The organism is Solimonas sp. K1W22B-7, assembly GCF_003428335.1.
Classification (GTDB): domain Bacteria; phylum Pseudomonadota; class Gammaproteobacteria; order Nevskiales; family Nevskiaceae; genus Solimonas_A.
The window spans coordinates 517,855-538,481 of sequence record NZ_CP031704.1; the positions used below are offsets into that span (position 1 = coordinate 517,855).

The 20,627-nt window shown below is 63.1% G+C and carries 24 protein-coding genes and 1 tRNA gene; 16 read left to right on the top strand and 9 right to left on the bottom strand.

Going from position 1 to position 20,627, the window contains the following annotated elements:
* Positions 1–61: 61 nt before the first annotated feature.
* From D0B54_RS02525 to D0B54_RS02535, 3 genes are all read right to left on the bottom strand, one after another.
* Entirely contained in the window at positions 62–319 is a 258-nt protein-coding gene (locus D0B54_RS02525) for a CsbD family protein (protein ID WP_117288883.1), read from the bottom strand.
* A gap of 202 nt (positions 320–521) precedes the next feature.
* Entirely contained in the window at positions 522–863 is a 342-nt protein-coding gene (locus D0B54_RS02530) for a hypothetical protein (RefSeq protein WP_117288885.1), read from the bottom strand.
* A gap of 81 nt (positions 864–944) precedes the next feature.
* Positions 945–1,814, bottom strand: a complete 870-nt coding sequence (locus D0B54_RS02535) for a dihydrodipicolinate synthase family protein (RefSeq protein WP_162932146.1) — start codon at positions 1,812–1,814, stop codon at positions 945–947.
* Positions 1,815–2,058: 244 nt separating this feature from the next.
* Here D0B54_RS02535 and D0B54_RS02540 point away from each other — a divergent pair, with 244 nt between their 5' ends.
* Positions 2,059–2,964, top strand: coding sequence for a bestrophin family protein (locus D0B54_RS02540; RefSeq protein ID WP_117288888.1), 906 nt, complete (start codon positions 2,059–2,061; stop codon positions 2,962–2,964).
* A 161-nt stretch (positions 2,965–3,125) separates the two neighbouring features.
* On the opposite strand, the gene D0B54_RS24110 is transcribed toward D0B54_RS02540, so the two are convergent.
* The 6 genes from D0B54_RS24110 to dapA form a co-directional block, all read right to left on the bottom strand.
* Positions 3,126–3,737: a hypothetical protein gene (locus D0B54_RS24110; protein WP_162932147.1), complete on the bottom strand. Its 612-nt coding sequence runs from the start codon at positions 3,735–3,737 to the stop codon at positions 3,126–3,128.
* 86 nt (positions 3,738–3,823) lie between these two features.
* Positions 3,824–4,408, bottom strand: coding sequence for a primase 1D-like protein (locus tag D0B54_RS24115; RefSeq protein WP_162932148.1), 585 nt, complete (start codon positions 4,406–4,408; stop codon positions 3,824–3,826).
* The gene (gene dgt, locus D0B54_RS02550; protein WP_162932149.1) at positions 4,405–5,811 is read right to left on the bottom strand and encodes a dGTPase; all 1,407 of its coding nucleotides are present in this window, start codon (positions 5,809–5,811) and stop codon (positions 4,405–4,407) included. The genes D0B54_RS24115 and dgt overlap by 4 nt, the downstream gene beginning before the upstream one ends.
* A 503-nt stretch (positions 5,812–6,314) precedes the next feature.
* Positions 6,315–6,406 (bottom strand) — tRNA-Ser (locus D0B54_RS02560).
* 100 nt (positions 6,407–6,506) lie between these two features.
* Positions 6,507–6,839, bottom strand: coding sequence for a hypothetical protein (locus tag D0B54_RS02565; RefSeq protein WP_117288896.1), 333 nt, complete (start codon positions 6,837–6,839; stop codon positions 6,507–6,509).
* The gene (dapA, locus tag D0B54_RS02570; RefSeq protein ID WP_117288898.1) at positions 6,836–7,714 is read right to left on the bottom strand and encodes a 4-hydroxy-tetrahydrodipicolinate synthase; all 879 of its coding nucleotides are present in this window, start codon (positions 7,712–7,714) and stop codon (positions 6,836–6,838) included. The genes D0B54_RS02565 and dapA overlap by 4 nt, the downstream gene beginning before the upstream one ends.
* Positions 7,715–7,885: 171 nt before the next feature.
* On the opposite strand from dapA, the gene D0B54_RS02575 reads away from it, so the two are divergent.
* The 15 genes from D0B54_RS02575 to glmU all read left to right on the top strand — a co-directional run bounded on the left by D0B54_RS02575 (position 7,886) and on the right by glmU (position 20,602).
* The gene (locus D0B54_RS02575) at positions 7,886–8,428 is read left to right on the top strand and encodes a glycine cleavage system protein R (RefSeq protein WP_240433538.1); all 543 of its coding nucleotides are present in this window, start codon (positions 7,886–7,888) and stop codon (positions 8,426–8,428) included.
* Between the two features lie 12 nt (positions 8,429–8,440).
* The gene (locus D0B54_RS02580) at positions 8,441–8,911 is read left to right on the top strand and encodes a peroxiredoxin (protein WP_117288900.1); all 471 of its coding nucleotides are present in this window, start codon (positions 8,441–8,443) and stop codon (positions 8,909–8,911) included.
* Between the two features lie 301 nt (positions 8,912–9,212).
* Entirely contained in the window at positions 9,213–10,637 is a 1,425-nt protein-coding gene (locus tag D0B54_RS02585) for a PhoH family protein (RefSeq protein WP_117288902.1), read from the top strand.
* Positions 10,638–10,736: 99 nt separating this feature from the next.
* Positions 10,737–11,060, top strand: a complete 324-nt coding sequence (locus D0B54_RS02590) for a hypothetical protein (protein WP_240433539.1) — start codon at positions 10,737–10,739, stop codon at positions 11,058–11,060.
* A gap of 43 nt (positions 11,061–11,103) precedes the next feature.
* A complete protein-coding gene (locus D0B54_RS02595; protein ID WP_117288906.1) occupies positions 11,104–11,889 on the top strand; it encodes a sulfite exporter TauE/SafE family protein in 786 nt (261 codons plus the stop codon).
* Positions 11,890–12,128: 239 nt separating this feature from the next.
* Positions 12,129–12,473 carry an ATP synthase subunit I gene (locus tag D0B54_RS02600; protein WP_162932150.1) on the top strand — a complete coding sequence of 115 codons (345 nt, stop codon included), beginning with the start codon at positions 12,129–12,131 and terminating at the stop codon, positions 12,471–12,473.
* Positions 12,474–12,476: 3 nt separating this feature from the next.
* Positions 12,477–13,280 carry a F0F1 ATP synthase subunit A gene (gene atpB, locus D0B54_RS02605; protein WP_117288910.1) on the top strand — a complete coding sequence of 268 codons (804 nt, stop codon included), beginning with the start codon at positions 12,477–12,479 and terminating at the stop codon, positions 13,278–13,280.
* A 75-nt stretch (positions 13,281–13,355) separates the two neighbouring features.
* On the top strand, positions 13,356–13,619 hold the full coding sequence (atpE, locus tag D0B54_RS02610; protein WP_104230843.1) for a F0F1 ATP synthase subunit C: 264 nt from the start codon (positions 13,356–13,358) through the stop codon (positions 13,617–13,619).
* A 34-nt stretch (positions 13,620–13,653) separates the two neighbouring features.
* Positions 13,654–14,127, top strand: a complete 474-nt coding sequence (locus D0B54_RS02615; protein WP_117288912.1) for a F0F1 ATP synthase subunit B — start codon at positions 13,654–13,656, stop codon at positions 14,125–14,127.
* Positions 14,128–14,138: 11 nt separating this feature from the next.
* Positions 14,139–14,675 (top strand): F0F1 ATP synthase subunit delta, encoded by a 537-nt coding sequence (locus D0B54_RS02620; RefSeq protein WP_117288914.1) that lies wholly within the window; start codon positions 14,139–14,141, stop codon positions 14,673–14,675.
* Between the two features lie 122 nt (positions 14,676–14,797).
* A complete protein-coding gene (gene atpA, locus D0B54_RS02625; RefSeq protein ID WP_117288916.1) occupies positions 14,798–16,336 on the top strand; it encodes a F0F1 ATP synthase subunit alpha in 1,539 nt (512 codons plus the stop codon).
* A 20-nt stretch (positions 16,337–16,356) separates the two neighbouring features.
* Positions 16,357–17,217: a F0F1 ATP synthase subunit gamma gene (gene atpG / locus D0B54_RS02630; protein ID WP_117288918.1), complete on the top strand. Its 861-nt coding sequence runs from the start codon at positions 16,357–16,359 to the stop codon at positions 17,215–17,217.
* A gap of 30 nt (positions 17,218–17,247) precedes the next feature.
* The gene (atpD, locus tag D0B54_RS02635; protein ID WP_117288920.1) at positions 17,248–18,645 is read left to right on the top strand and encodes a F0F1 ATP synthase subunit beta; all 1,398 of its coding nucleotides are present in this window, start codon (positions 17,248–17,250) and stop codon (positions 18,643–18,645) included.
* Positions 18,646–18,665: 20 nt separating this feature from the next.
* Positions 18,666–19,085: a F0F1 ATP synthase subunit epsilon gene (locus D0B54_RS02640; protein ID WP_117288922.1), complete on the top strand. Its 420-nt coding sequence runs from the start codon at positions 18,666–18,668 to the stop codon at positions 19,083–19,085.
* Positions 19,086–19,225: 140 nt separating this feature from the next.
* Positions 19,226–20,602, top strand: coding sequence for a bifunctional UDP-N-acetylglucosamine diphosphorylase/glucosamine-1-phosphate N-acetyltransferase GlmU (gene glmU, locus D0B54_RS02645; protein ID WP_205527249.1), 1,377 nt, complete (start codon positions 19,226–19,228; stop codon positions 20,600–20,602).
* The last annotated feature ends 25 nt before the right edge of the window (positions 20,603–20,627 follow it).

Below are 20,627 nucleotides of genomic sequence, written 5' to 3' on the forward strand. Positions count from 1 at the left end.
AAAGCCCCTGCGGCAACCGCAGGAGCCCTCTCATGCCCGCCTGGTCTGGCGAGAGAAAGACCTAGTGGTGGCCCTGGATCTTGTCCTTGACCGCTTCCACGCCTGCCTTGACCTTGGCCTTGGCATCTTCGATGCCTTCCTTGATCTCGCCCTTGAGGCGATCCTTCTTGCCTTCGGCATTCTGCAGGTGGCCCTTGGCCTCCAGCTCGTCGTCACCGATCAGGCGGCCGACCTTTTCCTTGGTCGCGCCGATCACTTCCTTGGCGTGGCCTTTGGCCTTGTCGACCGAACCACTGTGCTTGGCGTCATTCGTGTTCATCGGAATCTCCGTATAGCGATGGGGGGATCACAGCGAGTAGCACTGGTTGGACTGGCCCCGGGCCCAACCGTTCCCGTCATTCCAAATGCAGACGCGTTCATCTGCGCTCTCCCGCGGAAGATATTGCGGAATGCGGCGAAGCCATTCGTCCGATCGGGCAAGCAGCACGAAAAATCCTTGTCCTTGGCAGGCCTTCGGCCACTCAGTCCTCCGGCCATTCAAACATGTAGGTCCTCTCAAGCGCGCCGTTGTACTCGGAGACATGAGTCTGGAACGTGTAGCCATGCGTCTTTGCCCATGCCGCAAGGTCTGCGGCAAGATCAGTAAATCCGCATGGGTCGAAGGTGCCTGGTTTGTCGGCGGGCTCGCAGATTTCCAGGAACGAGGTGTCGGCGATTGACTCGGCAATCTCGTCCAAAGCGCTATAGCGGGGGTTGGTCCAGCCCCGATCCGAATACCAGGCGGCGCCGCACTTGGAGCACCTGAAGCGCACCCGCTCATCGACGTGAAGCTGTTCCGTCACCGCGTCGCATTTGCACTTCATTCATCTGACTCCAGGACAATATCAAAAGGGCCGGGCTCGACCTCCTGGAGGAAAGTCGAGCCCGGCCCCGTTAGGTTTCAATCAGATCGCGCAGCCGGCCGAGCGCAGGGCGCGGCGCAGGCTGGCGTAGTCGCGCGTTTGCGACAGCGCGAGCGGCGGCGTGCTTTCCGCCACCCGGCCCATCTCGATCAGCGCCCACTGCACGGCGCGCGGCAGGTTGTCCTCCGGCTGCGCCTGCAGCAGCGTCTGCAGGGGCTGCTGCAATGCCTCGGCCGCCGCGCGATCGCCCGACAGCGCCGCATCGTGCAGCTTCCGGACCATGCGCGGGACGAGATTGGCGGTGGTCGACACACCGCCGGCAAAGCCCTCCAGCACGAAGGGCGCGGCGGCGAGGTCGCTGCCGGCGTACAGCGCGAAACCCACCGGCAGATGCAGCGCCAGCAGCTCGCGCGCGCGGGCAATGTCCGTCGCGCAATCGACGAAGCCGCTGACGCCATCTACTTGCGCGAGCGCATCGACCACGGCGGGCGCGAGCCGCTCGGCACGCGAGCGCAGCAGCAGGGGTTGCTTGACTGCCTGGGCGACGGTCTGCACGTAATGCAGCAGCTTGTCCCTGGACGGCCCAAGCATAGTCGGCAGCGTGAGCAGAACGGCATCGGCACCCGCCTCGTCGGCGGCCTGCGCGAACTCGAGCGAGGTTTCGATCCGGTCGGCACTGATGCCGGCAATGACGGCGATGCGCCCCTCGGCCTGCCAGATCACCCGGCGCCAAAGCTCCAGCCGTTCTTCGGCGTCCAGCTTCAACGCGGCATCGAGCGCATCGCCCAGCAGCAGCGCCGCGCTGCCTTCGACCACATGCCAGTCCACCAGCGATTCCAGGCTTTCATACTTGATGGCGCCATTGGGTTCGGTGGGCGCCACCAGCTCGACAATGCTGCCCTTGATCATCATGCGGATGTTCCTGGTAGGAGCGAGGCGGGCAGTATAACCACGCGTGGCGCGTTTCCCGGGAGCGAGCACTGTCCTCAGGCCCCTACGCGCGTGGGTGGTTTGCACAAGAATGGTGCGTTCGGTCAGATATAAAATAGCGGTGCAGGTGGTAAAGGGAGCGGCACGCCATCGCGGGGCGAATGGCCCGCCTTTTGCCGCAGGCAGGTCAAGAACTCGCCCTGCAGGGGCTTTTGGAGGCACCTCGATGATTGTCCGCTCCCGTCTGCACTGGCTGCGCATGCTGCTTGTCTGGCGCGGCTCGGTGCTGGGCAACATCCTGCCGCAGCTGGCCGCGACAACGCTGCTGGCCGTCGCGGTGACGCTGACGGATGGCGTGGTGGCTGGCTTCAAGGTCGGGCTCACCGTGGCGCCATTCACGCTGCTGGGCATTGCCCTGGCCATCTTCCTGGGGTTCCGCAACAGCGTCAGCTACGACCGCTGGTGGGAGGCACGCAAGCTCTGGGGCGCCGTGCTCAACGACGCCCGCGCGCTGACGCGCCAGGTCCTGAGCCTGGCGGATGCCGATGCGCCCACGCAGCAGCGTTTCGTTTATGGCGTCGTTGCGTTCGTCCACGCGCTCAAGCACCAGCTGCGCGAGACCGACGCCAGCGCCGACCTCACCCGCCTGCTCCCGCCGGAATGGAAGGATCGTGTCATTGCGGCGCGCTACAAGCCCGCGGTGATCCTGGCCATGCTGGGCAAGATGCTGCCCGGGTTGCGCCTCATGGATTCGCCGCGGCTGGTCGCCCTGGACGTGCACCTGAGCCGGCTCAACGAATCGCTGGGCGGCTGCGAGCGTATCGCCAGTACGCCCATGCCCTTTGCCTACACGGTGATCGTGCACCGCACCGCCTACCTGTACAGCTTCCTGCTGCCCTTCGGCCTGGTCGATACCGTCGGCGTGATGACGCCCCTGATCGTCGCGTTCGTGTCCTATACCTTCTTCGCGCTGGAGTCGCTGGCCGAGGAAATCCAGGAACCCTTCGGTGTCGAGAACAACGACCTGGCACTGGACGCCATGTCGGTCATGATCGAAACCACGGTGCGGGAGATGCTGGGGGAGACGGATTTGCCGGCACCGGTGGTGGCGGAGGGGTTTGTGTTGCGGTGAGGGGCGGGGTTGGGCGGGGTTGGGCGGGGCAGCTCCGCCGCTGAGACTCGATGCAAGGTGGGAGTAGTTTGCCCAGACACGGCGTCTGAATTATTTACTCTGAACTGCCCCGGGTTTGGCCGACTATCCACATGAAGCGGTCAGTCGGTCGAGGCCTGTGGCTAACCATCTGCTTTGGACTTGGCAATCTTGTCACGAACATCATCAAGCATTGGCAAGCTATCGGTCTCAGCGGTACGCACGAAGCGGCGAATGACCTCTACCTCTTCAAAGTAGTTACTGATTTGCTCTTCTTCCGTTTTGCCAAATGTATTTGGGCGGTCCAGAAGGCGTCGATATGTGTCGTAGAACTCAGACTCTCCATGACGAAAAGCCTTAAAATTCTCAGCGACTTTGAGTCCGCGATGAAAGCCAAGAACAAGAGCAATATGCGCTGCAACAGTAGTCAGAAACCACTTTGATGCGGTGTCCGCCGGATCAACGGCCTGCGTCAGGAATGGCATGAGTGAGGACGAGACGATCGTCCACCACAGGCAGTAATAGTGGAAATGCGAGTTTCTTACTGCTTCCCGCTTCCAGAATGCCAGTGTGCCCTGCATTCTTGAATAGTGACGGGTTAGTTTTTCTTTGGCGCCGCTGGAAAAACTAGACTCGTCAAAGGATGCGCCGCCGGGGTTAAGTTTGACCTTCCCGAAGAGCGCGGTAAGCGTCGGAAGTAAGGTTAGAAGGGCGAGCGCGAGATACGACGCGATTAACCACGACCAAAGTGACATTTGCCCCCCTGATTGAACGTATAGCAGCTACTCCGACCCTTTAAGCTAGCCTGTCGCGGAAGGAGGATCAATGATCCACCCTTGTGCTAAGAGAGGTTAATACGTGTTGGGGCGCCAGCATAGTGTGAACTATTTGCGGTCCAGCGAAGAGCGGCATATCCGCTAATCAAGCGATGTCCAATCCAACGCGCATCGACGAGGGGTTCTTTGGTTGGCTCATTCAATAGCAGCAAGCGTCCCATGAAGTCCTGCCATTGAGAAGGCGTAAGCAACTGACTGGTGTATCCGTGGAAGCTGCGACCGCTAGAGAAAAGCGATAACGTCTGAAAAACAGAACGTCCAAGAATCTCTCTCATTAGGTCAAAGTGGCGTGCGTTAATTTTCGAAGGCGAGAAATCAATCATCGGTATGTGGTTAGTGCGCCTCCTCGCATCTCTAACCTTCGAGTTCAGCGCAAGCTCCCAGCCATGCTCCAGCTGCTGAGACTGTCTACGAAACCAATCTCCCGTGACTTCCGTTATTGAAACGCTAAATACCTCTCGCTGGTCCAGTATCGTCTGCGGACGATACAGATACCTTGAGAAGGTAAGCATAAGATCATCTCCATGCAGCCTTCGAATCTCTCGAATAACTTCAAGCGGATGATTGTGTCTGGCCAGATGGGTGCTCAAAGCCTAATTCCGGATAATTTTTGATAAAGACGCAGTGAGAAGTGATCTGTCATGCCAGATATGAAGTCAACGAGCATATGACCTCTAAGCGCCCACTCAGCTTGATCACTAACGCCCTTGCCCACCTCTATTCGGTATGCCTCCTTGTGCCTCTTTGCAACGAGACCAAGGAGCCGCAGTTCTCTATCTAACTTCAGCTTGCGCCCACCCCCCGAAAGTAGCGCGTCAAAGTTCTCTCTCTTTAGGGCAAGGAGCGGCCTAAATCTTTCAAGTAAACCCTCGATGATGGAAAGGCCGCTAAGTTCAAGTTGTTGCGGCACTTCATGGCTATACACGGACTCCCGTACATGCTCCTTGATAACCTGTAAAAGCCGCCCGCAAGGTGAACTGCTCTCTATGAGCTCATCTCGAGTCCCTGCGCATATCTGCGCATGAGAGTTGACGTAGTCTTTCGCTGCTTCACCAACAAGGTGCCGGATGACTCTTGATCGTATGCCAACCACTCGCTCAACTGGCGATACAGAGCCGTCATTTTTAGGAAAGAATTCACGGATTTTGTCGTCCGACGTCCTTTCCCTTATTTTTTCGACGAAATCGTCAAACTTAATAATCCCCTTCTCTACTCCATCTTCGATGTCGCTTAAACAATAAGAGATGTCATCTGCTGCCTCCATTAGGTAGGCCAACGGGAAGCGCTGCCCCTCTTTCAACAAGAACCTTTTCTGAATATCGGCCAGCGCCTCTCTTTCCGAAAAAAACACCCCTGCCTTTTTCTTCAAGGCCGTTGTCGAATCTTTCTGAGAAGGCAAGCACACATACTTTATTGTGGCTGCCATCTGTGTGAGCGTCAGATTAAAACCAAACTCATCAGCTCCCGCAATCCTCGAAAGGATGCGAAATCCTTGTGGATTTCCATCGAAGTTCAGGAAGTCGTTCTTAAGATCGGCGTGCTCGTCGGCGAATACGCAACCCGCCATGGCTGTTAGGTCATTGAGATTCCGTCCAAACCACTGTGAGATTGCTTGCTCTCCGAAGTGTCCGAAAGGTGGATTCCCGATGTCATGTAGTAAGCATGCAGTTTCTACGATAGTAGGAAACGCAGCTGCCTCGTCCGGTCCGAGGCCAACCTTATCTAGCTCCCCCCTCTCCTTGAAAATCTTCAGGACGCTGGCCGCCAGAAAACGCCCTACGTGGGAAACTTCAAAGGAATGTGTAAGTCTGGTTCTAACCGCTGCGTTTTCATCCAGCGGGAAGACCTGTGTCTTCCCCTGCAGGCGTCGGAAAGAAGAAGAATAGAGAACGCGAGAGCGATCACTTTCTACCTCATCGGGCAACGCCAGAGGGCCCCGAGTGCTCAGTCGGCGACGCTCAACAGTCAGCAATTCCTTGTATATCTCTCCCACTGATTCTCTCCCGAGGAGGCGCTTTTTTTGCTTTGGACACATATCTCTTGCCGGATTCTCGTGCCGGGGCGAAGCGAAGGCAAATGCGCTGGGCAAACGCTGTTGTTGGGGCGATAAAGGGGTCGCCATTTAGCCGCCGCTTTGATTCGCTGTTCCTTTGCTCGGCAGCCTTCATCATTTAGTCAAAGAAATACGGAGTCCCGTTAGGAATGCTCGGCCAAATACCTCACTATCTCGCAGGAGGCTTGCGCCCGGAGCTTGGGCGAGGGCGAGAAAAGAGGGGTATCGGTGCGCGCGCCGCTCCCAGCTTCCGCAGAGAGCGGGATGGCTCGGCGCTGCGCGCCTCGGCCCTTCGGGCTGCGCCGCTGCGCGGCGCACACCACCGCGCCTTTGGCGCGGTGGCCGAACCCATTCATGGGTTATCGCGGATTCGAATCCCGCTCTCTCCGCCAAAAGCTGCAGCAACAGAAAAGGCCCCGCAAGGGGCCTTTTCTGTTGCTGCTTGGCGGAGAGAGCGGGATTCGAACCCGCGATACGGTATAAACCGTATACACGCTTTCCAGGCGTGCTCCTTCAACCGCTCGGACACCTCTCCAGGTTGATGGATACGCCGCAGCCGGGGCTGCGGCGGGCGCGCATTATACCCATTACGGCCCGGATTTCTCAGCGGGCCGGCGGGCGGGCGCCAAAAAGCCTTACTTCTTGAGGTAATCCTTCATCAGCTTGGTCTTTTCGGCGGCCTTGGTCGGCGGGGCGACCTCCACGTCCTTGCCGGCCTTGTCTTCGGTGACCGGGGGCATCGGCGGCGGGGTCTGCAGGCAGACGTCGCTCGGGGCGGCGGCGGCGGCCGGGGCGGGGGGGATGCGCAGGGCGGCGGCCGATTCCGGCATCTTCAGGCCGTCCACGGTGACCGGGGGCGGCAGGGAGGTGGCTTGCTGGTAGCTGGTGTCGCCGACACAGGCGTTGCGCGAGGCGCAGCCGGCCAGCATCAGGGTGGCAAGGGACAGCAGGACGGCGGTACGGCTCATGAAACGGCTCCAGCGGCGCGCAACGCGGCGCGTACGGTGTCCTCGGAAGCGCTGGACATGGGCACCAGCGGCAGGCGCAGGCCTGCCGGGATGCGGCCCATTTCTACCAGGGCCCACTTCACGGGGATCGGGTTCGGTTCGACAAACAGATCGCGGTGAAGTGCCGCGAGCGGCGCGTCGATCTTGGCGGCGGTGTCGGCGTCGCCGGCCAGGGCGGCTGCACACATGCGGTGCATGGCGCCGGGGGCGACGTTGGCGGTCACCGAGATGTCGCCATGGGCGCCCAGCAGGATGGACTCGCGGGCGCTGGCGTCGTCGCCGGAATAGATGGCGAAGCCCGCGGGTGCCAGGGCCAGCAGTTCGCGGATGCGCGACAGCTCGCCCTTGGCTTCCTTCAGGCCGACGATGTTGGGGATCTGCGCCAGGCGCGCCACGGTGGCGGGCAGCAGGTCCACGCCGGTGCGGCCGGGGACGTTGTACAGGATGATCGGCAGGTCCACCGCCTCGGCGATCGCCTTGTAGTGGCGATACATGCCTTCCTGCGGCGGCTTGTTGTAATAAGGAGTGACCAGCAGGGCGGCGTCGGCGCCGGCGGCCTTGGCCGCGGCGGTCAGCTCGATGGCTTCCTTGGTGGAATTGGCCCCGGTGCCGGCGATGATCGGCACGCGTTTGGCGGCCAGGGCCACCACGCGGCGGATCACCTCGATGTGCTCGTCCACCTCCAGGGTGGCGGACTCGCCGGTGGTGCCCACGGCGACGATGGCGTCGGTGCCTTCGGCGATATGCCACTCCACCAGCGCGTCCAGGCTGGTCCAGTCCACGGCGCCGTCCGGGAGCATGGGCGTGACGATGGCGACGATGCTGCCCTTGATCATGCTGGGGATTTCGGTTGAAAAAAGAGCGGCGATTATATCGTCGGGGGGCGGTTTTCCGACAGGGCCGGGCCGCCAGCCGGCCCCGGCCGGTCCGGAGCCGGGCAGCGGCCGGACTTGCGGTGCGGGGCCGGGGCATTAAACTCTGCGGCCTGTAACGCGGTGCCGCCCCCAATGATGCCCCCTAACGACAACCTTCTCACCATTTCAGTCATCGGCAAGCCCAAGGGCAATGTGCCGCTGGAGCTGTTCAAGGCCATCCGCGAGCGCGGGGGCGAGGTGGAGGACTGCCGGATCGCCCAGATCGGCGACCGTCTTTGCGCCAACCTGCTGGTGTCGGGCAACTGGAGCACCCTGGGGCGCCTGGAGACGGCCCTGCCGGGCATCGCCGAGAAGCTGGAGCTGCAGGTGCGCTACGAGCGCTGCGAGGCGCGGCCCTTCAACCCGGACTTCCGCCCCTACGCGGCCGAGGTCATCGCCCCGCAGGAGCCCAACCTGCTGGTCAACATCCTGGAATTCTTCCAGCACCAGGACGTGGTCGTGATGGAAATCTCGACCCAGAAATACGCCTCCACCTACACTGGGGCGGAAATGGTCAGCGTGCAGATGGTTCTGCACGTCCCGGTCAGCCAGCATCCCCAGGCGCTGCGCGAGTCCTTCATGGACCTCTGCGACGACCTCAACGCCGACGGCATGCTCGACCCGATCAAGACCTGAAGGGGAGCCGCGATGTCGTTTGCCGTGGGCAGCAAGATTCCGGACCTGAAGCTGGCCGCCACCGGCGGCCGCGAGATCGCCCTCCGCGCCCTGCGCGGCCAGCCGCTGGTGGTCTACTTCTACCCCAAGGACAACACCCCGGGCTGCACGCAGGAAGGCCAGGACTTCCGCGACCTCTACGAGGAGTTCCAGAAGCTCGGCGCCGAGGTGCTGGGCGTGTCCAAGGACAGTGTGCGTTCCCACGAGAACTTCGCCGCCAAGTTCGAGTTTCCGTTCCCGCTGCTGTCCGACCCCGACGAAGCCGCCTGCCAGGCCTTCGACGTGATCCGCGAGAAGAGCATGTACGGCCGCAAGTACATGGGCGTGGACCGCAGCAGCTTCCTGTTCGACGCCAAGGGCGTGCTGCTGCGCGAGTGGCGCAGCGTCAAGGTGAAGGGCCACGTCGGCGAAGTGCTGGCCGCACTCAAGGCCGCGCTGGCCTGACGCCAGTCGCCGTTGCCCGAGTGCCTGAATCGGGCCTCGACGGTATCGCTTCCTCCCGCGTTTTTTTTGGGCTAGTCTGGTGCCACGTGCATCGGCTCGGTCAGGGGTCGGTGGCTTTACAAACCGTCGAACGGTAAGTATTTATTACTATAAATAATCACATCGGTGGATGTGACCGGCCCACCGGGCCGAGGTTGCCGACCGTCGCTGTCCCCTGGTCCTTGCCCGCCGTACACCTTCCTGTCTGTCCCGCCGGTGCGCATCGCGTGCCTTCATCCCTTGCTGTCTCTCTCCGGACCTAATGAGCAAGCGCAAGATTTTCGTTCTCGACACCAACGTGCTGATGCACGACCCGACCAGCCTGTTCCGCTTCGAGGAACACGACCTGTTCATACCCATGGTGGTCCTGGAGGAGCTGGACGGACTCAAGAAGGGCACAACCGAGACCGCGCGCAGCGCGCGCCAGGTCAGCCGCATGTTCGACGACCTGGTCGCCGGCAAGAACCACGCGCAGATCGAGAAGGGCATCGCGCTGCCCAGTGCGCTGTCCAAGAAGAACGGCAGCGGCGGGCGTCACAACCAGCCGGCCTCCGGCAAGCTGTTCTTCCAGACCCAGCCCACCGAGGCCTCGCTGCCGGGCATCCTGCCGGGCAACAAGCCCGACAACAGCATCCTGCTCACGGCGCTGGCGCTGCAGAACCAGAGCGGCGAGCGCAAGGTCACCCTGGTGTCCAAGGACATCAACCTGCGCATCAAGGCGGCGATCGTCGGGGTCCACACCGAGGATTACCACAACGACCAGGTGCTGGACGACACCGACCTGCTCTACAGCGGCTACGTCGAGCTGCCGGCCGACTTCTGGGCCAGCCACGGCGAGAAGATGGAAAGCTGGCAGGACAGCGTCGGCCGCGCCTGCTACCGCATCAAGGGCCCGCTGGTCTCCAAGTGGCACGTCAACCAGTTCCTGTTCCTGCCCGATGGCGCGGAAAAGGGCCTGGAGCTGATGGTGCAGAAGATCGACGGCAACGTCGGCGAGCTGCGCGTGGTGCGCGACTACCGCAGCGGCAAGTCCAGCGTCTGGGGCATCCACGCCAAGAACCGCGAGCAGAACTTCGCGCTCAACCTGCTGCTGGACCCGGACATCGACTTCGTCACCGTGCTCGGCACCGCCGGCACCGGCAAGACCCTGCTGACCCTGGCCGCCGGCCTGGCGCAGGTGCTCGACGAGCCGCGCTACCGTGAGATCATCATGACCCGCGTCACCGTGCCGCTGGGCGAGGACATCGGCTTCCTGCCGGGCACCGAGGAAGAAAAGATGACGCCCTGGATGGGCGCCATCATGGACAACCTCGAAGTGCTGACCCAGAACGGTAACCCCGGCGACTGGGAGCGTGCCGCTACCAACGACCTACTGAGCAAGCGCATCAAGATCCGCTCGCTCAACTTCATGCGCGGCCGCACCTTCCTCAATCGCCTGGTGATCATCGACGAGGCGCAGAACCTCACCGCCAAGCAGATGAAGACCCTGATCACGCGCTGCGGCCCCGGCTCCAAGATGATCTGCCTGGGCAACCTCGCGCAGATCGACACGCCCTACCTCAGCGAAACCACCTCCGGCCTGACCTACGTCGTCGACCGCTTCCAGGGCTGGCCGCACGGCGGCCACGTCACCCTGGCCCGCGGCGAACGTTCACGACTGGCCGCCCACGCCTCGGATATCCTCTGAAGTGGCATAGGAACCTGCAGAGGAACTTGGCTCCAGCCAAGTCCGTCATACCGGCGAAAGCCGGTATGACGGCATAAGAAAAACACCGAGGAGCATGCAATGCTGGGAAGAATGAAGGCCAGCGCCGTCGCGATGGCGATGAAGGCGTTCATCAGCGACCGTTTCGGCGAATACGGCGAGATCGAAGACCTGAAGGTCGATCTCGAGGCCTCCCGCCTGACGCTGCGCGCCATGCTGCGCGGCGAACGCCAGTCCGTCACCGTCTCGGTGGAGCACTACGAGCTGCAGCAGGAGGGCGCCGAGGTCTTCATCGTCCTGCGCGGCTTCTCCAGCTCGCGCGAATGGCTCACGCTGCTGCTGACCAAGCTGTTCCGCGACAAGCGCTACAAGATCCCAGGTGCCGCGGCGAAGATGCTGAAGTAGTTTTTTCTCCCTCTCCCGCCAGCGGGAGAGGGAGGACACCCGCATGCTGGAATACCTCCCCGACCTCACCCCGCAACTGGCCGCCCTCTGCGCCTTCGCGTTACTGGCCGGCTTCATCGATTCGGTGGTGGGCGGCGGCGGCCTGATCCTGGTCCCGGCGCTGTTCGTGCTGATGCCGGGCGTGCCGCCGGCCACCCTGCTGGGCACCAACAAGCTCTGCAGCATCTGGGGCACCTCGGCCGCCGCCTGGCAGTACCTGCGCCGTGTGCCGGTGGAACTGCGAGCCACCCTGCCGGCCTGCGCGGCCGCTTTCGGCTGCAGCCTGCTCGGCGCCCGCGCTGTCAGCCTGGCCCCGCCGGAGCAGCTGCGGCCCCTGGTGCTGGTCCTGCTGCTGGCGGTGCTGGCCTACACCCTGTGGAAGAAGGATCTGGGCGCTCTTCATGCCCCGCGCCTGTCTGGCGGGCCCGAAATGCTGGCCGCCGTGGCGGTAGGGGCGGGGATCGGCTTCTACGACGGCTTTTTCGGCCCGGGCACCGGCAGCTTCCTGCTGTTCGCCTTCGTCGGCCTGTTCGGCTACAGCTTCCTGGCGGCCTCGGCCTCGGCCAAGCTGGTCAACGTGGTCACCAACGCCGCCGCGGTGATCTGGTTCGCCCGCTCAGGTCATATCCTCTATGACGTGGCCCTGGCCATGGCGGTCTTCAACGTCGCCGGGGCCCTGCTCGGCGCCCGCCTGGCGATCCGACATGGCAGCGGTTTTGTCAGGGCTCTCTATATTGCCGTGGTGGCTGCGCTGATCCTGAAGTTCGGCTGGGACCTGTTGTCGTCCTGAGACAGGGTGGGTAGCGCGGGCAGGGTGGGACAATCTGTCCAAGAGGCGCGCCGGGCCGGAGGGGCTATCCTTCCCCTGTGAAGGTGTCATCCGGGCTTCATCCGCCTGGGTTAAATCTGGAAAAGCGGCCTGCCAGCCGCCCGACCGGACGACCCCTGCAAAGTTGCCCACTGGTTACCGGAGCCGCTATACTCTCTGTGATTGATGCGGTGCATCATTTGATCTTAAGTCGGCTGACCATGAAAGTCGCCACAAGAATTGCACTGCTCCAATTACTGATCGCGGTTGCCAGCGCCGTCCTGTGGGGATCATTCCAGGGCTGGATGGCAGCAGCGTCAGGTTTCTGCGGCGGGTTGATCTGCGCCGTACTGACGTACTACACGGCAGTCAAGGCATTGGGGGCGGAGACATCCGATCCCAGGGCCATGGTCACCAATTTATTTCGCGCCGAGTCGCGCAAGTGGGTGCTGGCGATCGTCCTGTTCGGATTCGCCATCATGGTTTTCAAGGGTGCTCTTGCGCCCCTGGCCACCACTTTCGCGGTCGGGCATCTCGCCTACTGGTTTGCGTTGTCCTGGAAATAGCGAATGGCTGAAGGTCACTCTCCTGCCGAGTACGTCACGCACCATCTGAAGCATCTGTCTTCGGGGCACGATGACGCGTTCATTTCGATGTCCGCCTGGCACATCGACACGCTGGTCATTTCCACGCTCCTGGGCCTGGCTTTCCTCACGCTGTTCCGCATTGCCGCCGTGCGCGCCACCGAGGGTGTGCCGGGCAAGTTGCAGAACTTCGTCGAGCTGATCATCGAATTCGTCGACAACTCGGTGAAAGACAGTTTCCACGGCTCCCGCGCCTTCATCGGCCCCCTGGCCCTGACGATCGCCTGCTGGGTGTTCCTCTGGAACTGCATGGACCTGCTGCCGGTCGACCTGGTTCCCATGATCTGGGCCAAGATCTACGGCTCCATGGGACATGACCCGGCGCACGCCTACATCCGCGTCGTGCCCTCGGCCGACATGAGCGCCACCTTCGCGCTGTCGATCTCGGTCTTCATCCTGATCTTCGTCTACAGCTTCAAGGGCAAGGGTGTAAAGGGCTTCGCCCTTGAGTATCTGACGCACCCGTTCGGCAAGTGGGGCTTCATCCCCAACATCATCCTCAACACCGTCGAAATGCTCGCCAAGCCGATGTCGCTGGCGCTGCGACTGTTCGGCAACCTGTACGCCGGCGAGCTGATCTTCATCCTGATCGCGCTGCTGCCCTGGTGGGCGCAGATCATCCCGGGTCTCCCCTGGGCCATCTTCCACATCCTCGTCATCACGCTGCAGTCGTTCATCTTCATGACGCTGACCATCGTGTACCTGAGCATGGCTTACGAGCATCACTAGTTTCAGTACCGTTTTCTTGCAGTAGTCAGCTGTAAACAAAGTTTTTTCAACCAACACATCGCACGGAGTTACATCATGGAGCTCATCGCTCAGATCCAGGCCAGCACCGCCCTGACCATCGGCCTCATCTTCGGCCTCGCTGCCCTCGGCACCGCCATCGGCTTCGGTCTGCTGGGTGGCAAGTTCCTGGAAGGCGCTGCCCGCCAGCCGGAAATGGCCAACATGCTGCAGACCAAGATGTTCATCATCGCCGGCCTGCTGGACGCCGTGTCGATCATCGGCGTCGCCATGGGCCTGCTGATGATGTTCGCGAACCCGCTGCTCGCGGCGCTGAAGTAAGCCTCGTTCCTATCACTCTGATCCGGAGCTAGCCATGCAGGCGAGCATCCCCTCCATCGTTGGGCAGATGATCGTGTTCATCGCGTTCGTCCTGTTCACGATGAAGTTCGTGTGGCCGCCGATTACGGCGGCGTTGGAAGCCCGTCGCCAGCGCATCGCCGACGGCCTCGCGGCCGCCGAGCGCGGCGCCAAGGCGCTGCAGGACGCTTCTTCCAAGAGCGACCAGGCGCTGGCCGAAGCCCGTACGCAGGCCCAGGACATCCTGAGCGCTGCCAACAAGCAGGCGACGCAGATCGTGGAGCAGGCCAAGGGCACGGCGCAGACCGAGGCCGAGCGCATTGTCGCCAAGGCCCAGGACGACGTCGGCCGTGAAGTGGCCCGTGCCCGCGAAGAACTGCGCAAGCAGGTCGGCGAGCTGGCCGTGATCGGTGCGACCAAGATCCTGAAGCGCGAGATCGACGCCAAGGCTCACGCCGACGTGCTGAGCGATCTGGCAGCGCGGGTCTAAGGATCCAGACCATGGCGGACATCACCACCCTGGCTCGTCCCTACGCCAAAGCGGTCTTCGAGCTTGCCCGCGACAGCGGCAAGTTCGCCGACTGGAGCAGCGTGCTCAAGACGATCGCCGACGCCGTAACCGCGCCGCAGGTGGCGCAGCTGCTGGGTCACCCGGCGCTGACGCGGGCCGACCTGGCCGCCGTGCTGGCGCAGACCCTCGGCTCCAAGCTGGGCGCCGAAGGCTCCTCGCTGCTGAAGTTGCTGGTCGAGAATGGCCGCCTGACGGCCGCCAGCTCGATCGCCCAGCAGTACGAGCAGCTGCGCGCCGAGGCTGAAGCCCGCGCTGACGTCGAGATCACCACCGCCGTGCCGGTGGTCGATGCTCAGCAGCAGCAGCTGGCCAGCGCGGTGAAGAAGCGTTTGGGTCGTGAGGTCGTGGTCGCCTGGGGCGTGGACGAAAGTCTGATCGCCGGCGCCGTGATCCGTGCCGGCGATCTGGTGATCGACGGTTCTGTGAAGAGTGAGTTGGAGCGGCTTGAAACCGCTCTGGCGCGATAACCAAACTGAACAAGTCCGCAAATGAACGCGAATGAACGCAAATCGTGGAAAGGCCCCGGCCCCATTCGCGTTTATTTGCGTTCATTCGCGGACTGAATGCTTCATCTTTGAGGAAAGCAGTAATGCAACTGAATCCTTCTGAAATCAGCGACCTGATCAAGGCGCGCATCAAGAACTTCGACGGTGCCGCCGAAGCGCGCAACACCGGCACGATCGTGTCGCTGCAGGACGGTATCGTCCGCGTGCACGGCCTGTCCGATGCGCTGCAGGGTGAAATGCTCGAGTTCCCGGGCAACACCTTCGGTCTGGCACTGAACCTCGAGCGCGACTCCGTCGGCGCCGTGGTCCTGGGCGACTACAAGCATCTGGCCGAAGGCGACACGGTGAAGACCACCGGCCGCATTCTCGAAGTGCCGGTCGGCGAGGCCCTGCTGGGTCGCGTCGTCAACGCGCTCGGCCAGCCGATCGACGGCAAGGGCCCGATCAACGCGACTGAAAAGTCGCCGATCGAGAAGGTTGCCCCGGGCGTCATCGCCCGCCAGTCGGTCAGCGAGCCGGTGCAGACCGGTTACAAGGCGGTGGACGCGATGGTTCCCATCGGCCGCGGCCAGCGCGAGCTGATCATCGGCGACCGCCAGACCGGCAAGACCGCGATGGCCATCGACGCCATCATCAACCAGAAGGGCACCGGCATTAAGTGCGTGTACGTCGCGATCGGCCAGAAGGCCTCTTCGATCGCCGGCGTCGTGCGCAAGCTGGAAGAGAACGGCGCGATGGGTCACACCATCGTCGTTGCCGCCTCGGCTTCCGAGTCCCCCGCGCTGCAGTTCATCGCGCCGTACTCCGGCTGCTCGATGGGCGAGTACTTCCGCGACAAGGGCGAAGACGCGCTGATCATCTATGACGACCTGTCCAAGCAGGCCGTGGCCTACCGCCAGGTGTCGCTGCTGCTGAAGCGTCCCCCGGGCCGTGAAGCCTACCCCGGCGACGTGTTCTATCTACACAGCCGCCTGCTGGAGCGTGCCGCCCGCGTCAACGCCGACTACGTCGAGAAGATGACCAACGGCGCCGTCAAGGGCAAGACCGGCTCGCTCACCGCGCTGCCGATCATCGAAACCCAGGCGGGTGACGTTTCCGCGTTCGTTCCGACCAACGTGATCTCGATCACCGACGGCCAGATCTTCCTGGAAACCGACCTGTTCAACGCCGGCATCCGCCCGGCCATGAACGCCGGTATCTCCGTGTCCCGCGTCGGCGGCTCCGCGCAGACCAAGGTCGTCAAGAAGCTCTCCGGCGGCATCCGTATCGCCCTGGCGCAGTACCGCGAACTCGCGGCCTTCGCCCAGTTCGCCTCGGACCTGGACGAAGCCACCCGCAAGCAGCTCGAGCGCGGTCAGCGCGTCACCGAGCTGATGAAGCAGAAGCAGTACCTGCCGCTGTCGGTGGGCCTGATGGCCGCCACGCTGTACGCGGTGGAAAAGGGCTACATCGACGTGGTCCCGGTCACCAAGATCCTGGCCTGGGAAGCCGGCCTGCACCAGTTCCTCGGCAACAGCCAGCAGGAACTGCTGGGCAAGCTGAACAGCGGTGACTGGAACGACGCGCTCGAAGCCGGCCTGAAGTCGGCGATGGACGCCTACGTCAAGCAGTCCGCCATCTAAGTACTGACCAGGACAGCGCCGTGCCCGGCTCCAAAGAAATCCGCACCAAGATCAAAAGCGTAAAGAACACGCAGAAGATCACGCGCGCGATGGAAAAGGTCGCCATGTCGAAAATGCGCAAAGCGCAGGATCGCATGGCCCAGGCCCGTCCGTACGCGGAGAAGATCCGCCGTACGCTGGGCCACATCGCACAGGCCAACGCCGAGTACGTCCACCCGTTCATGGTGGAGCGTGAGGCCAAGCGTGTCGGCTACATCATCATCACCTCGGACCGCGGCCTCGCCGGCGGCCTGAACGTGAACGTGTTCCGCGCCGTGCTCAAGAGCCTGCGCGAGATGAAGGAAAAGGGCATCGAGGTCGAGCTGTCCCTGATCGGCAACAAGGCGGTGTCGTACTTCAAGCGCCTGGGCGGCAACGTCACGGCCACCCAGACCCACCTCGGCGACCGTCCGCACCTGGACCAGCTGCTGGGCGTGATCAAGGTGATGACCGACGCCTATCGCGAAGGCCGCATCGACCGCCTGTTCCTGGTGTCGAGCACCTTCGTCAACACCATGACCCAGCGCCCGCAGGTCCGTCAGATCCTCCCGGTGGAGCAGGTCAAGGACGAGAAGCTGCTGGCTCACTGGGACTACATCTATGAGCCCACCCCGGCGGGCCTGCTCGACTTCGTGCTGCAGCGCTACATCGAGTCGCAGGTCTACCAGGCGGTGATCGAGAATGCGGCCTGCGAGCAGTCGGCGCGCATGGTGGCGATGAAGTCGGCGACCGAAAACGCCGGCAAGATCATCACCAACCTGCAGCTGATCTACAACAAGGCTCGTCAGGCTTCGATCACCAAAGAAATTTCAGAAATCGTCGGCGGCGCCGCCGCGGTTTAACGCAACAGTATTCGGTTAGAGGAAACTCAAATGAGCTCCGGCAAGATTGTTCAGGTCATTGGCGCGGTCGTCGACGTCGAATTCCCGCGTGATTCCATCCCCAAGATCTACGACGCACTCAAGATCACGGGCACCGACCTGACCCTGGAAGTGCAGCAGCAGCTGGGCGACGGCACCGTCCGCACCATCGCTCTGGGCGCCTCCGAAGGCCTCAAGCGTGGCCTGGCCGTCACCAACACCGGCGGCCCGATCTCCGTGCCCGTCGGCCCGGGGACCCTCGGCCGCATCATGAACGTGCTGGGCGAGCCGATCGACGAAGTCGGTCCGGTCGAGTCCAAGGAACTGTGGGCGATCCACCGTGCCGCCCCGACGTACGAAGACCAGGCGGGCTCCACCGAGCTGCTGGAAACCGGCATCAAGGTCATCGACCTGCTCTGCCCGTTCGCCAAGGGCGGCAAGGTCGGCCTGTTCGGCGGCGCCGGCGTGGGCAAGACCGTCAACATGATGGAGCTCATCAACAACATCGCCAAGGCGCACTCGGGTCTGTCCGTGTTCGCCGGCGTCGGTGAGCGTACCCGTGAAGGCAACGACTTCTATCACGAGATGATGGAATCGGGCGTCATCAACGAGAAGAACCTCGGCGAGTCCAAGGTCGCGATGGTGTACGGCCAGATGAACGAGCCGCCGGGCAACCGCCTGCGCGTCGCGCTCACCGGCCTGACCATGGCCGAGTACTTCCGCGACGAAGGCCGCGACGTGCTGTTCTTCGTCGACAACATCTACCGCTACACCCTGGCCGGCACCGAAGTGTCCGCGCTGCTTGGCCGTATGCCGTCGGCGGTGGGCTACCAGCCGACCCTGGCCGAGGAAATGGGCGTTCTGCAGGAGCGCATCACCTCCACCAAGAAGGGCTCGATCACCTCGATCCAGGCCGTCTACGTTCCGGCCGACGATCTCACCGATCCGTCCCCGGCGACCACCTTCGCGCATCTGGACTCCACCGTCGTGCTGTCGCGTGACATCGCGTCGCTGGGTATCTACCCGGCCATCGACCCGCTGGACTCCACCAGCCGCCAGCTGGACCCGAACGTCATCGGCGCCGATCACTACAACACCGCCCGCGACGTGCAGGGCGTGCTGCAGCGCTACAAGGAACTGAAGGACATCATCGCGATCCTGGGCATGGACGAGCTGTCGGAAGACGACAAGCGTGCCGTGTCCCGCGCCCGCAAGATCCAGCGCTTCATGTCGCAGCCGTTCTTCGTCGCCCAGGTCTTCACCGGTTCGCCCGGCAAGTACGTCACGCTGAAGGAAACCATCCGCGGCTTCCGCGGCCTGGTCGACGGCGAGTTCGATCACCTGCCGGAGCAGGCGTTCTACATGGTCGGCTCGATCGACGAAGCCGTCGAAAAGGCCAAGAAGCTCTAAGCTTCCTTAGGGAATAGCCCATGGCATCCATTCACGTAGACATCGTTTCCGCCGAAGGGCAGATCCATACGGGCGAAGCCCTGATGGTGTTCGCCCCGGCCGAAATGGGCGAGGTCGGCATTGCGCCGCGCCACACGCCGCTGCTGACCCGGCTCGTGCCGGGCGCGGTGCGCGTGCAGCTGCTTGACGGTACCGAGCAGTCTTTCTTCGTCGGCGGCGGCATTCTCGAGGTGCAGCCGCATCTCGTGACCGTGCTGGCCGACAGCGCCCTGCGCGCCAAGGACGCCGACGAGGCCGCCGCCCTGGCGGCCAAGCAGTCGGCCGAAGAGAAGCTGGCCGGCGCCAAGGGCGAGATGGACCTGGCCAAGGCCCAGTCGGAGCTGATCGAGGCCGCCGCCCGCCTGCAGTTCGTACAGAAGCTGAAGAACCCTTCCCGCTGAAACAGGGCGGAAAAGGTGAAAAAGCCCGCAAATCTGCGGGCTTTTTCGTTTCCGGGCACATTTCCCCCCGTCCGGGGTCTCAACGGGCCGGGTCCGGCCTCATGTAAAATCATGGTTCGTTTCTTGCGGAAATCCTCTGCATGCAAGATTTGTCGGTAGTCGTTCTCGCCGCGGGCAAGGGCACGCGCATGAAGTCGCGGTTGCCCAAGGTCCTCCAGCCCCTGGCGGGCCGGCCGCTGCTGGCCCATGTGCTGGATGCCGCCGCCGCCCTGGGCGCCGCCGGTACCACCAGTGTGGTCTACGGTCATGGCGGCGAGCAGGTCCGCGCGTTCTTCGCCGCGGCCGGCGTCGGCTGGGTGGAGCAGGCCGAGCAGAAGGGCACCGGCCATGCCGTGCGGGTGGCGCTGCCGCAGCTCCCTGCCCAGGGCCGGACGCTGATCCTTTACGGCGACGTGCCGCTGATCCGCCCGCAGACCCTGAAGAAGCTGGTGGAGATGGTGCGCGACGGGCGCAGCCTGTCGCTGCTGACGCTGGAGATGCCCGACCCGACCGGCTACGGCCGCATCCTGCGCGACACGCAGGGCCGGGTGCAGCGCATCGTCGAGCAGAAGGACGGCAGCCCCGCGGAACTGGCCGTGCGCGAGGTCAACACCGGTATCTTCTGCGTGCCCAATGCCCTGCTGCATGACTGGCTGCCGAAGCTGCGCAACGACAACAAGCAGGGCGAGTACTACCTCACCGACATCATCGGCCTGGCCTCCGCCGAGGGCGTGGCGATCCACACCGCCCGGCCGGAAGCGGCCTGGGAAGTGGAGGGGGTCAACGACAAGCTGCAGCTCTCCGCGCTGGAGCGCCAGCACCAGCGCAACCAGGCCGAAGACCTGATGCGCGCGGGCGTGACCCTGCTCGACCCGGCGCGCTTCGATCTGCGCGGCTCGCTCGAGCACGGCCAGGACGTGGAGATCGACGTCAATGTCGTGATCGAGGGCCGCGTGCGCCTGGGTCACGGCGTGCGCATCGGGCCCAACGTGCTGTTGCGCAACGCCAGCTTGGGCGACGGCGTGATCGTCAAGGCCAACACCGTGATCGAGGACAGCGAGGTCGGCGCCGGCTCCGACCTGGGCCCCTTCGCGCGCCTGCGCCCGGAGTCGGTGCTGGGCGAGAACGTCCACGTCGGCAACTTCGTGGAACTGAAGAAGGCGCGGCTGGGCAAGGGTGCCAAGGTCGGGCACCTGGCCTATCTCGGCGATGCGGTGATCGGCGAGCGCGTCAACGTCTCAGCCGGCGTCATCACCTGCAACTACGACGGCGCCAACAAGCACGTCACCACCATCGGCGACGACGCCTTCATCGGCACCGATTCGCAGCTGGTGGCGCCGCTGACGATCGAGCGCGGCGCCTTCATCGCCGCCGGCTCAACGATTACCAAGACTGCACCGGCCGGCGCGCTGACGATCTGCCGCGCGCGCGACCAGAAATCCATCCCGGGCTGGAAGCGCCCGGTCAAGAAGAAATAGGCAGCAGGACACGGGCGGGATGCCC